Raw genomic sequence first — 14001 nt, forward strand, 5'->3', positions numbered from 1 at the left:
TGTCGTACCCTCACCCCAACCCCTCTCCCGGTGGGAGAGGGGCTTTGGACTTTCCCTTCTCCCGCCGGGACCATGGCCCCCTTTTCGGGGTGAAGGTGCCCCGCAGGGGCGGATGAGGGTCTGGGCGAATCCTTGCGAGCAGGTCCGCACAGCCCATAGACGTTCATTGATGTCCTCCCGGCGATGGTGCTGGGCACCCCAACGGCTGAGGTGTGCGATGGGTGATCCCGTGGATACGCACTTCATGTGTTACTTTATAACAATTGTCACTCTGGCTTCCTCGCCGTCCCTCGCTCCCTTGCCGTTCCAGTCGACCCGATGAACCTGCAGATACCCCCGCCGTTGCCCGATGTCGCTGCCGACGAACCTTCGCAGATCGCCGCTCCCCTGAACTGGGTGGGCATGGACGGCATCGCGCTGCCGATCTGTCTGGACATGGGCGAGGGCACGCCTGCGGCACCCGTGCCGGCGCAGGCCGCGCTCGCCGTCGACCTGCCGTCGGCGCAGGTCAAGGGCATTCATATGTCGCGGCTGTACCGCCTCCTCGACGAAAGCGCGCAGCAGCCGCTGTCGCCGTCGCGCCTGTCGCAATTGCTGCGGGCGATGGTGCACAGCCATGCCGACTGCGCCTCGACCGCGGCGCGGGTGTCGCTGCGCCTGGAACTGCTGCGTCGCAGCCCGGCACTGCGCAGCCCGGGGCTGGCCGGATGGCGGGCGTATCCGCTGCGGATCGACGCCGAACTGCGTGGCGGCGTGGTCCGGCTCGGACTCGGCGTGGATCTGCTGTATTCCTCGACCTGCCCGTGTTCGGCGGCGCTGGCGCGGCAACTGCTCAGCGAGGCCTTCGTGCAGCAGCACCCGGAACAGGCCTCGCTATCGCGGGAGGCGGTGGCGGACTGGCTGCTCCGGCACGGCAGTCACGCCACCCCGCATAGCCAGCGCAGCGTGGCCTCGGTGCGGGTCGGCGTGTCGGCGCGCGCGGTGCGCTTCGACGCGGAGGGCGTGATCGCGCTCGCCGAGCAGGCCCTGGCCACGCCGGTGCAGGCGGCGGTGCGGCGCGCCGACGAACAGGCGTTCGCGCGCCGCAACGGCGAGAACCTGATGTACGTGGAGGACGCCGCGCGCCGCCTGCAGCAGGCGCTGGGTGCGCGCTACGCCGAGGTGCAGGTGCAGGTGCGGCATCTGGAGAGCCTGCATGCGCACGATGCGGTGGCGGAGACCGCATCGGCGCCGGTGGCGGTCATGGCCGGGGAGGCCGCCCCTGACTTGGCGCAGGCCTGACCGCGGCCTGCGGGTGGTCCGCATGTGCGCACTGATGCCGGCCGGATCGCGCACGTCGCCCGGGCCACCTCGGCGTTCCGGGTAGGCTTGGGTCGGCGTGCCGGCGTCTGCAGCCGTCTGGCCGAGGACGATCGACACCCGCGCAACCAGGAATGAGACGCGTCGGGCCGTGGCCGGCGCCGAAACGCAAAAAACCCCGCCAAGGCGGGGTTTTTGCTGTGTCGCGCTGCAGGCGAGGCGAGGATGGCGCTCCCTAGGGGACTCGAACCCCTGTTTTAGCCTTGAGAGGGCCACGTCCTAACCACTAGACGAAGGGAGCGTTGGTCGCGTCGATTGCAGCGCGCTAGTATATGGGTCTCGCCGCCCTTCGGCAATCCCGCAACCCGATACGGAAGCGCCATCATCAATCCGCCAGTTCCATCGCCATTCACCCTGCGCGCGATCCCGCGCGACCAGCACCCCATTTCGCGCAAGGACATCAGCCCCAACGCCCTGCGCGTGCTGTACCGGCTGCGCGAGGCCGGCTTCGGCGCCTACCTGGTCGGCGGCGCGGTCCGCGACCTGCTGGTCCAGGTCCAGCCCAAGGACTTCGACGTCGCCACCGACGCCACCCCCGAGCAGGTCAAGCAGCTGTTCCGCAACTGCCGCCTGATCGGCCGCCGCTTCCGCCTGGCGCACGTGGTCTACGGCCGCGAGATCATCGAGGTCGCCACCTTCCGCGCCAATGTCGACGACGGCAGCGGCGACCGCGAGGTGGACAACGGCCGCCTGGTCCGCGACAACGTCTACGGCAGCATCGAGGACGATGCGGTGCGCCGCGACTTCACCTGCAACGCCTTGTACTACGCTATCGAGGACTTCTCGGTGCGGGACTACGTCGGCGGCTTCGAGGATGTGCAGGCGCGGTTGATGAAGCTGATCGGCGATCCCGAGCAGCGCTACCGCGAAGACCCGGTGCGCATGCTGCGTGCGGTGCGCCTGGCGGCCAAGCTCGATTTCGAGATCGAGGCCGGCACCGCCGAGCCGATCCCGCGGCTGGCCGGGCTGCTGGCCGAGGCCGCGCCGGCACGGCTGTTCGAGGAAGTGCTCAAGCTGTTCCTGTCCGGCCATGGCGTGGCCAGCTTCGAGGGGCTGGAGCGGCACGGTCTGCTCGCCGCGCTGTTCCCGGAGAGCGCGGCGGCGCTGCGCTCCAACCGCAGCGGCGCGCTGCGGCGGATGCTGATCGAAGGCCTGCGCAACACCGACAACCGCGTCGCCAACGACGAACCGGTGTCGCCGGCGTTCCTGTTCGCGCTGCTGCTGTGGCCGGCGTACTGCCGCGCACTGATGACCCTGCAGAAACAGGGCATGCAGATGGAGGAGGCGCAACGCCGCGCCGCCGACCGGGTGACCTTGCACCAACTCAGCACCGTGGCCCTGCCGCGGCGTTTCTCGCTGCCGATGCAGGAGATCTGGCTGCTGCAGTCGCGCTTCACCTCGCGCCAGCGCAAGCGGGTAGTGCGCACGCTGTCGCATCCGCGCTTCCGCGCCGCGTTCGATTTCCTGATCGTGCGCCAGTCCGCGTCGGACGAGCACGCGGCCGACATCGCCTACTGGCGCGAACTGCAGCAGCAGCCCGGCTACGCGCCGCCGCCGCGCGGCTTCGATCCGGAGGTGGACTACGCCGGCGACGAGCTGGCGTTCGCGCCGCCGGCCGACAGCGAAGAGACCCCCAAGCGCCGCCGGCGCCGGCGCCGCCGCCCGGACGCCGCCACGCCCGTCGAGTGAGCGCCGCGACACCGGCGCCGGTCCGGGCCTGCATCGGCCTGGGCGGCAACCTCGGCGACGCCGCGGCGACCCTGCGCGCGGCCCTGGCCGCGCTCGACACGCTGCCGCAGACCCGCCTGCTGCGCGCCTCGCAGCTGTACCGCAGCCCGGCCTGGGGCCGCGAGGACCAGCCGGACTTCATCAACGCCGCGGCGCTGGTGAGCACCACGCTGCCGGCGCTGGACCTGCTGCAGGCGCTGCTCGACCTGGAACACCGCCACGGCCGCCAGCGCCTGCCCGGCGAGCGTTGGGGCCCGCGCACGCTGGACCTGGACCTGCTGCTGTATGCCGAGGCGGTGATCGACCTGCCGGGGTTGCAGGTGCCGCACCCGTTCCTGCACCAGCGTGCGTTCGTGCTGCTGCCGCTGGCCGAGATCGCCGCCGACGCGGTCATTCCGGGCCATGGAACGGTGCGTGACGCACGCGACCGCATCGAAACCGACGGGATCGCGCCAATCGGTAGATAATGCTCGGCTCATTACCGCAGCACATGAGCTTATGAGCAGTCACGCCGACAGCAAGCCCTGGACCGTTCCCGCCCTGGCCGAGGCCAAGCGCCGCCAGCAGAAGCTGGTGATGCTGACCGCCTACGACGCCGGCTTCGCGCGGACCTTCGACGCCAACGGCGTGGACCTGATCCTGATCGGCGATTCGCTGGGGATGGTGGTGCAGGGCCACGATTCGACCCTGCCGGTGAGCGTGGACGACATCGCCTACCACACCGCCGCGGTGGCGCGGGTGCTGCAACGCGCACTGCTGGTGGCCGACCTGCCGTTCCAGTCCGATGCCACCCCCGAGCGCGCCTTGGACGCGTCGACCCGGCTGCTGCAGGCCGGTGCGGAGATGGTCAAGCTGGAGGGCGCCGGGCACAAGCTGGAGGTGATCCGCTTCCTCAGCGAACGCGACATCCCGGTGTGCTCGCACCTGGGCCTGACCCCGCAGTCGGTGCTGACCTTCGGCGGCTACAAGATCCAGGGCCGCGAAGAGGCTGCCGCGGCCAAACTGCTCGCCGACGCCAAGGCGGTCGCCGCGGCCGGCGCCGCGCTGCTGGTACTGGAATGCGTGCCGTCGCCGCTGGCCGCGCGCATCACCGCCGAGATCGACATCCCCACCATCGGCATCGGCGCCGGTCCGGACTGCGACGGCCAGGTGCTGGTGATGCACGACTTCCTCGGCCTGGACAGCGGCCACCGCCGCCCGCGCTTCGTCAAGGATTTCCTGGCCGAAGGCGGTTCCATCGCCGGTGCCGCACGCGCCTACGCCGAGGCGGTCCGCGCCGGCACCTTCCCCGACGCCGAACACGCCTACGCCAAATGATCGAGACCATCACCGACCTGGCGCGACTGCGCGCCACCGTCTCCGGCTGGAAGCGGCAGGGCCTGCGCGTGGCCTTCGTGCCGACCATGGGCAACCTGCACGCCGGGCATTTCTCGCTGGTGATGCTGGCGCGGCAATACGCCGACCGCGTGGTCTCCAGCGTCTTCGTCAACCCGACCCAGTTCGGCCCGAACGAGGACTTCACCCGCTACCCGCGCACCCCGGAAGCCGACACCAGCGGCCTGGAGGGCGCCGGCTGCGACGTGCTGTGGCTGCCGACGGTGGAAAGCATGTATCCGCTGGGCGTGGAGCTGGCGCTGCGCATGCACACTCCGGGCGTCAGCGAGGTGCTGGAAGGCGCCTGCCGGCCCGGCCATTTCGACGGCGTCTGCACCGTGGTCGCGCGCCTGTTCAACCAGGTGCAGCCGGACCTGGCCGCGTTCGGCAAGAAGGATTACCAGCAGTTGGCGGTGATCCGGCAGATGGTCGCCGACCTGGCGTTCCCGATCGAGATCCTGGGCGGCGGCATCGTGCGCGAGGCCGACGGCCTGGCGATGAGCTCGCGCAACCAGTACCTGTCGGCGGAGGAGCGGCCGCGCGCGGCGCAGATCCACCGCACCCTGCGGGCGATGCGCGACGGTCACCTGGCCGGGCGCCCGCGCGCGGAGGTGGAGGCGGACGCGACCGCGCAGCTGCAGGCGGCCGGTTTCGAGGTCGACTACAGCGTGCTGCGGACGCCCGACCTGAGCGAGCCGCAGGACGGCACCGGTCCGCGCGTGGCGCTGATCGCCGCGCGCCTGGGCCGCACCCGCCTGATCGACAACCTGGAATTCTGAGCGCGGCAGGCCGCGGCACCGTTTTCGCAGGAGCGGCTTCCTCGGTAAGGCCGGTCGCGGCTGAAGCCGCTCCTGCGACGGTTTGAGGCCGCCCCTCACCACCGCCACCTAACCCTCGGCTGCTAAACTGCGCGTCTTTCCTGACCGCAGTCCCGTGCCATGCAACTGAGCCTGTTGAAGACCAAGATCCACCGCGCCACCGTCACCCATTCCGAGCTGAACTACGAAGGCTCGATCGCCATCGACGGGCTGCTGCTGGACGCGACCGGTATCCGCGAATTCGAGCAGGTGCACATTTGGGACGTCACCAACGGCGCGCGCTTCAGCACCTACGCGATCCGCGCCGACGAGGGCAGCGGCATCATCTCGCTCAACGGCGGCGCCGCGCGCCACGTGCAGGTCGGCGACCTGATCATCATCGCCGCCTTCGCCGGCATGAGCGAAGAGGAAGCCGCGCGTTTCCAGCCGACCCTGGTCTACGTGGACGGCGCCAACAAGATCACCCACACCAACACCACCATCCCAAAGCAGGCCGCATGACACAGTCCACCGGTTTCGACGCACTGCATTCCCACGCCCAGCGCCTGCGCGGGGCGCGCCTTCCCGACCTGCTGGCGGCCGAACCCGGCCGTGCCGAGACGTTGGCGTTGCAGGTCGGACCGCTGTACTTCAATTTCGCCCGGCAGAAATACGACCGCGCCGCGCTCGACGCGCTGCTGGCGCTGGCTGCCGAACACGACCTGGCCGGCGCCTTCCAGCGCCTGTTCCGGGGCGAGACGGTCAACGTCACCGAAGGCCGCGCCGCGCTGCACACCGCGCTGCGCGGCGACCTCACCGACGCACCGGTGGCCAGCCAGGCCCACGCCAGCGCGCGCGAGGTGCAGCAGCGCATGCGTGCGCTGATCGACGCCCTGGCGCAGACCGAGGTCACCGACATCGTCAGTGTCGGCATCGGCGGCTCCGATCTGGGCCCGCGCCTGATCGCCGACGCGCTGCGTCCGGTCACCGGCGCGCGCTTCCGCGTGCACTTCGTCTCCAACGTGGACGGCGCGGCGATGCAGCGCACCCTCGCCACGCTGGATCCGGCGCGTACCGCCGGCGTACTGATCTCCAAGACCTTCGGTACCCAGGAAACCCTGCTCAACGGCCAGATCCTGCGCGATTGGCTGGGCGGCAGCGAGCGCCTGTACGCGGTCAGCGCCAACCCCGAGCGCGCCGCCAAGGCCTTCGACATCGCCGCCGGCCGCGTGCTGCCGATGTGGGACTGGGTGGGTGGCCGCTATTCGCTGTGGTCGGCGGTGGGCTTCCCGATCGCGCTGGCGATCGGCGCCGACGCCTTCGAACAGCTGCTGGAAGGCGCCGCGCAGTTCGACGACCACGCCCTGAACGCGCCGCTGGAGCGCAACGTGGCCGTGCTGCATGGCCTGACCACGCTGTGGAACCGCAACCTGCTCGGCTATGCGACGCAGGCGGTGATGACCTACGACCAGCGCCTGGCGCTGCTGCCGGCCTACCTGCAGCAGCTGGTGATGGAGAGCCTGGGCAAGCGCGTGCGCCTGGACGGCAGCCCGGTCGAGGCCGACACCGTGCCGGTGTGGTGGGGCGGCGCCGGCACCGACGTGCAACACAGCTTCTTCCAGGCGCTGCACCAGGGCACCAGCATCGTGCCGGCCGACTTCATCGGCTGCATCCGCAACGACGACCCGTACACCGTCAACCACCAGGCGCTGCTGGCCAACCTGCTTGCGCAGACCGAAGCGCTGGCGAACGGGCAGGGCAGCGACGATCCGGCCCGCGACTACCCGGGCGGCCGCCCGAGCACGCTGATCCTGCTCGACGCGCTGACCCCGCATGCGCTGGGCGCGCTGATCGCGATGTACGAGCACAGCGTGTACGTGCAGTCGGTGGTCTGGGGCATCAACGCCTTCGACCAGTTCGGCGTGGAACTGGGCAAGCAGCTGGCGAGCCAGTTGCTGCCGGCGCTGCAGGGCCAGTCCACCGAGATCGCCGACCCGGTGACGCGCGCGGTGCTGGCGCGGTTGCAGGGCTGACGCGAAGCGAAGCGCACGGGGCCGTTCGCCACCGTGCGTTCGCGAGGAACGATGCGGCCTGGCGGGCGTGCATCGCAATGGCAATCTCCGGTCCAGGAAGGAAGCAGGGATGATGAATGCGAAAAGGATGGTGTGTTGGATGTTGCTGCCGGCGGTGCTGAGCCTGGGAGCGTGCCAGCGGCAGGCACCGGAGCAGAATCCGGCCACGGCGGCGCAACCGCTGCACGTCGTCGAGGTCCGGATCGGCGCGATGCGCGACGGAAGGCCTGTGCCGCAGACCAGCGATGCGCCGATCCTGGTCAACGTGGCCCTGCGCGGCGCTGCCCACGGACAGGTCCTGAAAGCGCGCTTGCTGGACCTGCGCGATGGTCGCCAAGTCGGGCTGGTGGAGCGCGCCATGACCCGCTCCGATCAGCTCCAGTCGCTGCGTTTCGACAACGCGGCCGGCTGGCCGCCGGGGCGTTACATGCTGGAGGTGACGCTCGATGGCAAGCTCGCCTCGCAGCAGGACGTCGACGTGATGGAGTCGGCGAACAGCGCGCCGCGTACGGGCTCCTAGCGCGGCGCGGCTCCCGTACTGGACAGCGCCTGCAGGAACAGCACCAGCTTGTGCTTCTCCTCCGCGGTCAGACTGATCGGTCGATTGCGGGCGAGGTTGCGATAGTAGACCTCGTGTTCCACCGCCGCCGGCAGATCGGCGATGCTGCCGTCGTGCATATAGGGCGCAGTATCGGCGACCGTCCGTAGCGACGGGGTGCGGAAGGCGCCCAGATCCTGCGGCGCCCGCGTCACCGCAAAGCGGCCCAGTTCCGCCACGCGAACGTCGGAGAGGATGGAATCGCCCAGGCTCCTGCCTTCGCGCTTCTGTCGCTCCAGTACGTCGAGCAGGGCGGCGACGTTGCCGGCGACCTGGTTGAAACCGATGCCGGCGTGATGGAAGCGCTGATCGCTCGTGGTCGCAGGCGTGCCGTCCAGCCGGTGGCAATCGACGCAGCCGGCCTTGCCGGAAAACAGCGCCAATCCCTCGCGTTCGTCCTCGCTCAGCGATGCGCGCGCGCCATGCGTCGTCCGGTACGTCTCGTAGCGCGTGGGCGGCGCCGGCAAGGCACGGATGTAGGTGGCGAGCGCGGCGGCCACGACCTGGATGTCGCCGTCGTCCTCGCCGGCGGCTGCATGCAACAGTGACGCGTAGCGCGGGTCGCGGGCGAGGTGGGCCAGCACGGCCTGCCGATCGGCCAGGCCCATCTCGCGTGGGTTGGTCAATGGTTGCAGGACCGCCTCTTCCAGTGTCGCTGCGCGTCCGTCCCAGAAAAAGTGGGTCATGAAGCGGCTGTCGAGCAGGCTGGGCGCGTTGCGTGTGCCGTGTTGGCCGCCCGTCCCGGTGGACACCGCGGCACCGTCGGTATAGGCCAACTCGGCGCGATGGCAGCTTGCGCAACTGGTCTTGCCATCCGCGCTGAGCCGGATGTCGTGGAACAGCGCCTGACCAAGCGCGATCCGCGCTGCCGCCGTGTCGTGCTGATCGCCACCACACCCGGTCAGCACCAGGACCAGGGCGGCCGAGCACAGGCGCATGCAGATGACGATGTGATGACGCCAGTTCCTTGGCATGACGCTGTTGACTCCTGTCCCCACTGTCGGATATCTATATCCAGGCTGAATGCACGAAGCAAGGTCAGCATACGGATAGCCGGCCATCGTGGCCAGTCTTCAGGGATGAAAGCATGGAACGTCGCGGCGCAGGGATGGGCTCGGTGGTGGGTTTGCTGAAGCGGACGGCGCATGTGCCCGCGCGCGGTTGGCGGCGCATCGTGGGCAGAACGGTGGCGGCCTTGTTGCTCACCCTTCTGGCCTGCACGTCTGGTGCCACCTCCTACGTCTACGACGCGCAGGGGCGTCTGGTCGCGGTCAGCAACGATGCCGGTGCCAGTGCCCGCTATCGCTACGACACGATGGGCAATATCGTCGCCGTCGAACGCGTCTCCAGCGGAACCCTGGCGGTGCTCGGCTTCAGTCCGGGACGCGGTGCGGCGGGCGATCGCGTGCTGATCCAGGGGCAGGGATTTTCCACCGCTGCGTCCTCCAACAGCGTGGCTTTCAATGGGCAGGCGGCCACGGTGGTGGCTGCCAGCGCACGCGAGTTGACCGTGCTCGTGCCTGCCAACGCCAGTACCGGCCCGATCTCCGTGACCGTGGCTGGACAGAGCGCGAGCAGTGCGCAGCAGTTCGTGGTCGATGCCAACCTCCGTCAGCCGACCATCACCGGCATATCGCCGTTGATCGCCAGCGCCGGTACGGCGATCATCGTCGACGGACAGAACCTGGTCCCGGTCGCCGGGCAGACCACGGCGAAGCTGGATCGCAAGACCGCGGTGCTGTCGAGCGCCACCGGCACGCGCCTGGTCTTTCCGGTGCCGGGCAGGAGCGGCAGCGGGCCGGTGACCGTGACCACGCCCTACGGCAGCGCCACCAGCAGTCAGGATGTGCTGGTGGTGCCAAGCAGTGTGTCGTCCGTCGGCATCGCCAGCGTCACGCGCCTGACCCTGGACGCCGCCGCGGTCGACGTCGCGGTCGCCAACGCGGGTGGGTCCGCCGCGGTCCTGTTCACCGGCATGGCCGGCGATTACCTCAGCGCGCAATTCCAGTCGCTGGGGTCCACGACGTTGAACTACCTGGTGTTCGGCACCGATAACGTGGAGATCGCCAGTGGACTGGTGAATGCGAACCAGCCCACCCTGCATCTGCCGCGGTTGAAGGTGGGCGGCACCTACCTGTTGCTGCTCACACCCAGTACTTCCTCCGCCAGCTGGAAGATGGGAGTGGAGCATGCCGGGAGGCTTGCGCTGGACGGCGCCGAAACCAGTGTCGCCACGTCGATCACCGCGCAATCGAAGCGCTACACCTTCCTGGCCCAGGCCGGGAGCAGGCTGGGCCTGGCGCTGACCGAGCAGTCGCCGGTCGGCAGCGGGTGGGGGACAGCTTTGGCGCAGGTCTTCGACGCCGACGGCGTCAATCTGGGCTATCAGTACTGCAATCAGGCCAACAACGGTTGCGCACTCAACATCGCCGCGCCCAGGACCGGCGTGTATCAGGTGCTGCTGACGCCCGGTACGAGCGGCGCACGCACAATGCGCCTGAATCTGTTGCTCTCATCGGATCTGGTGCAGGCGTTGCCGAAGGACCAGGATGTGGTCGTGGAGACACAGCGTAGAGGCCAGAATCTGCGTTTGTCGTTCGAGGCCGCGGCGGGCGAGGCGTTCGCGTTGCAAGTCGCCGGCCAGACCACCGCGCCCGCCGGCCGCGATGTTTACTACCGCGTTTACGCGCCTGATGGCACCAGTGTTGCCTCGATGGCGGTGCGCGCCGCAGGTACCACCTACGTGACGGCGAAGACCAGCGGCACCTATCAGGTGCTGGTGGATCCCGGATTCGGAGAAACCGTGCGGTTGCAGACGCGGCTCAGCACCGGAGACGCAGGTGGTGGCGGTAGTGGGATCGATGGCGCCACCGGCGCATTCGCAACGCAACTGCCGGGCGACAGCGTGTACTTCACCTTTACCGCGACCGCCGGGCAGAGCCTGGGGCTCGGCATCAGCGAGCTGCAGTCCAACGAAAGCGGCCCGCTCAACGTCACGATCTATGGCCCTTCAGGCACGCCGATGGCCGGTGCCGCCTGCGAGGTGGCCAACGACGGCTGTGATGTGAATCTGCCGGAACTGGCGGCGGGACGTTATGGCGTCCTGGTCGCCCCTGCCACGACGACGCAGACGATGCGCTTCAAGGCGACCCTGTCCACCGATCTGGCGCTTTCCTTGACGCGGGATGCGGTCAGCCAGGTCGGCATCGGCCGGCGCGGGCAGAACGCCGTGCTGTCGTTCCAGGCGGGTGCCGGCGACGCATTGGCACTGCAGGTGTCGGAGCAGACCACGACGCCGGCGAACGGCGTGGTGTACTACCGCGTGTACCGGCCCGATGGCACGGCGTTGTCGTCGATGGCGGTGTCTGGCTCGGGCACCCTGACGATGAATACGCCTATCGCCGGGACTTACCGACTGTTCGTGGATCCGCGCTATGGCGCCACCGTGGCCGCCAAGGTGCTGGTGACGACCGGGAGTGCGGGTGGGCTGCAACTGGATGGCAGCAGCGGCGAGTACAGCGCCGCCGCCGGTCAAAGCGTGTTCTTCAGCTTCAGCGCAGCGGCCTCGCAGAACCTGGGATTGGGCATCGGCGATCTGAACCTGAGCAGCGGGACCTATGTCAACGTCAAGATCGCCAATCCCAACGGTTCCACGCTCACGACCGCGACCTGCTATGCCGCCAATGGCTGCGCCTTCAATCTGCTCAACCTCGCCGCGGGCAACTATGGCGTGACCGTGAGTCCGCAATCTGGCTCCCAGAGCATGGCGTTCAAGGCGACCCTCTCCACGGAGGTCGCCGGCTTCCTGCAGAGGGATGCATTGAGTTCCGTGAACATCTCGCGCTATGCCCAGAATGCGCGCCTGACGTTCGCCGGGACCGCCGGCGAGAGCCTGGCTTTGCTCGTCGCTGACGCTGCGACCAGGCCGACAGGCCGCGACGTGGTTTATGCGGTGTATCGGCCGAACGGCGCGTTGTGGAAGGACGTGACGGCCAGCGGCAACGTCATTCTGGCCCTGCCCAATCTCCCGGAGACGGGGAGCTATCGGGTGTTCGTCGATCCGGCGGGCGGCGCGTTGTGGTCGGCCCGGTTGAAACTCTCCACGGGACAGGACGGCAATGTCGAACTGGACGGCGCAGGTGGCAGCTACCAGACGCCCGCAGGGCAGGGCGTGCATTTCTCCATCGACACCCAGGCCGGCCAGAATCTGGGGCTGGGGATCACCGACATCGCGGTGAGTTCGGGCAGTTACTTCAATATCGCCGTCTACAGCCCGAACGGTACGACCTTGTACAGCGGCATCTGCTACGCCGAGGACGGATGTTCGTTGCCGCTGAGGAACACCTTGGCGGGACGCTACAGCGTGGTGGCGACACCGACCTCGGCGAGCCAGGCGATCAAGTTCCGCGCCGTGCTGTCGTCCGAGTTGCTGGATCAGCTGACCCGCGATCAGCCCTTGCATCTGGCGCTGGCCCGGTATGGGCAGAATGCGCGGCTCCGCTTCCAGGCGCAGGCAGGCGAGTCGTTGATGCTGCTGGTCGCGGCGCAGACGACACTACCCGCCGGTCGCGATGTGGTGTATCGCGTGCTACGGCCGGATGGTGCTGTCTGGAAGACGGCGACCATCAAGGTGGGCGATGCCATCAATCTGATCAATATTCCAACGTCTGGCGAGTATGCAATCCAGGTCGAGAGCCGGACAGGAAGCCCGCTGGAAGCGGACATCATCCTGTCCTCGGGCGTCGCGCTGCCGATCGACGGCGCTCCTGCGCATGTCGTGACCCGGTTGCCGGCGCAGTACAAGCACTTTTCTTTCGTCGCCAGTCAGGGGCAGAACCTGGGACTGGGCATCAGCGGCATCCAGGTCGTCGGTCCCGGCGCGCAGCGCGTCGTCGCTACTCTCTACAAGGCCGATGGCAGCACATTGGCAAGCAGTTACTGCGATGTCGAACGTGGCGGCTGCGATTTTGATCTCGCCAATCTGGCGGCAGGCAAGTACGCGCTCTTGATCGGCCAGGGCGACGATCAGGCGGCGACCTATGACGTGACGCTGTCCAGCGATCTGCCCCTGAACCTGCAGCGCGACACGCCACTGGCCGTTTCCGTTGCCCGGCGCGGACAGAATGCGCGGCTGCGTTTCCAGGGGCAGGCGGGCGACAAACTTGCCGTGCTGGTGCAGAACCAGGCGACCACGCCCGCGGATGGCACCAGCTATTACAGCGTCTACCAGCCGAATGGCACCCTGCTCACGTCCGGATCGACGCGCACAGGAACCGTGATCGGCCTGGGCAGCCTGCCGACGACCGGCCAGTACAGCATTGTGGTCGATCCGCAGTATGGGCAGACGGTCGACACCACCGTCACCTTGTCCACCGGCACCCCGGTGGCCGTGGATGGTAGTCGCTCGTTCGCTGCGGGCACGCCCGGCGCAGGTATCTACTTCTGGTTCGATGCTCAAGCCGGGCAGAAGCTCGATATCGGTCTCAATCAGATCGCATTGTCCGGCAGCGGGTTCGGTTGGGTTTATGTAACGCTTTATCGTCCGGACGGCAGCAAGGTCGTCTCCAATACGAATTGCTTCCGCACCTACGGCTGCGGATTCTCCATCGACGCCGCGCAAGCTGGACGCTATGGCGTCGTGGTGGTCCCTTCGACGGAAGACCAGAGCTTCTCCCTGACCGCCTCGGTGTCCAGCACCGTCGTTGGCACCTTGGCGTGGGATGTCCCGCAGTCGATCGCGCTGGACAGGCACGGAAAGACCGCCACGCTGTCCTTCAGCGGCACGGCAGGGCAGGGCGTACTGATGCGGGTGGTCAATCAGACGACCTCGCCGGTCGGCCGGCCGGTGACCTACGCGCTGTACCGGCCGGACGGGCAGTTCTATAGATCGTTCAGCGCAAGCACCGGCAGCAGCGACCTGAGTTTCCCGGCGCTGCCGACGAGCGGCACCTATCGATTGCGGATCGTGCCCGAGGACGGTGTCACCGCGGCGATGGACATCACGTTGGACAGTACACCCTAGAACACCGGCGCGGTTCCGTCGAACGGACGCAGAACGGAAGCAGGCATGGAG

The 14001-nt window shown here is 68.4% G+C and carries 10 protein-coding genes and 1 tRNA gene; 9 read left to right on the forward strand and 2 right to left on the reverse strand.

Annotated elements, in window-relative coordinates; genetic code table 11:
• Positions 1 to 330 precede the first annotated feature (330 nt).
• Complete coding sequence (gene folE2 / locus SLW55_RS13685; RefSeq protein ID WP_193312623.1) at positions 331 to 1281, forward strand: GTP cyclohydrolase FolE2; 951 nt, start codon at positions 331 to 333, stop codon at positions 1279 to 1281.
• Positions 1282 to 1525: 244 nt separating this feature from the next.
• On the opposite strand, the gene SLW55_RS13690 is transcribed toward folE2, so the two are convergent.
• A tRNA-Glu gene (locus SLW55_RS13690) sits at positions 1526 to 1600 on the reverse strand.
• A 29-nt stretch (positions 1601 to 1629) separates the two neighbouring features.
• Between SLW55_RS13690 and pcnB the strand changes: the two genes are divergently transcribed.
• The 7 genes from pcnB to SLW55_RS13725 all read left to right on the forward strand — a co-directional run bounded on the left by pcnB (position 1630) and on the right by SLW55_RS13725 (position 7850).
• Entirely contained in the window at positions 1630 to 3048 is a 1419-nt protein-coding gene (gene pcnB, locus SLW55_RS13695; RefSeq protein ID WP_026143854.1) for a polynucleotide adenylyltransferase PcnB, read from the forward strand.
• The gene (gene folK, locus SLW55_RS13700) at positions 3045 to 3554 is read left to right on the forward strand and encodes a 2-amino-4-hydroxy-6-hydroxymethyldihydropteridine diphosphokinase (protein WP_152236863.1); all 510 of its coding nucleotides are present in this window, start codon (positions 3045 to 3047) and stop codon (positions 3552 to 3554) included. The genes pcnB and folK overlap by 4 nt, the downstream gene beginning before the upstream one ends.
• 31 nt (positions 3555 to 3585) lie before the next feature.
• Entirely contained in the window at positions 3586 to 4404 is an 819-nt protein-coding gene (gene panB, locus SLW55_RS13705) for a 3-methyl-2-oxobutanoate hydroxymethyltransferase (protein ID WP_152236862.1), read from the forward strand.
• Positions 4401 to 5240 (forward strand): pantoate--beta-alanine ligase, encoded by an 840-nt coding sequence (gene panC / locus SLW55_RS13710; protein WP_267094745.1) that lies wholly within the window; start codon positions 4401 to 4403, stop codon positions 5238 to 5240. The genes panB and panC overlap by 4 nt, the downstream gene beginning before the upstream one ends.
• A 159-nt stretch (positions 5241 to 5399) precedes the next feature.
• Positions 5400 to 5780: an aspartate 1-decarboxylase gene (gene panD / locus SLW55_RS13715; RefSeq protein ID WP_017909999.1), complete on the forward strand. Its 381-nt coding sequence runs from the start codon at positions 5400 to 5402 to the stop codon at positions 5778 to 5780.
• Entirely contained in the window at positions 5777 to 7291 is a 1515-nt protein-coding gene (gene pgi, locus SLW55_RS13720) for a glucose-6-phosphate isomerase (protein ID WP_152236860.1), read from the forward strand. The genes panD and pgi overlap by 4 nt, the downstream gene beginning before the upstream one ends.
• 139 nt (positions 7292 to 7430) lie before the next feature.
• Complete coding sequence (locus SLW55_RS13725; RefSeq protein ID WP_152236859.1) at positions 7431 to 7850, forward strand: hypothetical protein; 420 nt, start codon at positions 7431 to 7433, stop codon at positions 7848 to 7850.
• Here SLW55_RS13725 and SLW55_RS13730 read toward each other — a convergent pair.
• A complete protein-coding gene (locus SLW55_RS13730) occupies positions 7847 to 8902 on the reverse strand; it encodes a cytochrome c peroxidase (RefSeq protein ID WP_320745294.1) in 1056 nt (351 codons plus the stop codon). The two genes, SLW55_RS13725 and SLW55_RS13730, sit on opposite strands and share 4 nt — an antisense overlap.
• A gap of 113 nt (positions 8903 to 9015) precedes the next feature.
• On the opposite strand from SLW55_RS13730, the gene SLW55_RS13735 reads away from it, so the two are divergent.
• Complete coding sequence (locus SLW55_RS13735; RefSeq protein WP_320745295.1) at positions 9016 to 13950, forward strand: IPT/TIG domain-containing protein; 4935 nt, start codon at positions 9016 to 9018, stop codon at positions 13948 to 13950.
• Positions 13951 to 14001 lie beyond the last annotated feature (51 nt).

Origin of the sequence: Xanthomonas sp. LF06-19, from assembly GCF_034105425.1 — a bacterium.
Taxonomy (GTDB): domain Bacteria; phylum Pseudomonadota; class Gammaproteobacteria; order Xanthomonadales; family Xanthomonadaceae; genus Xanthomonas_A; species Xanthomonas_A sontii.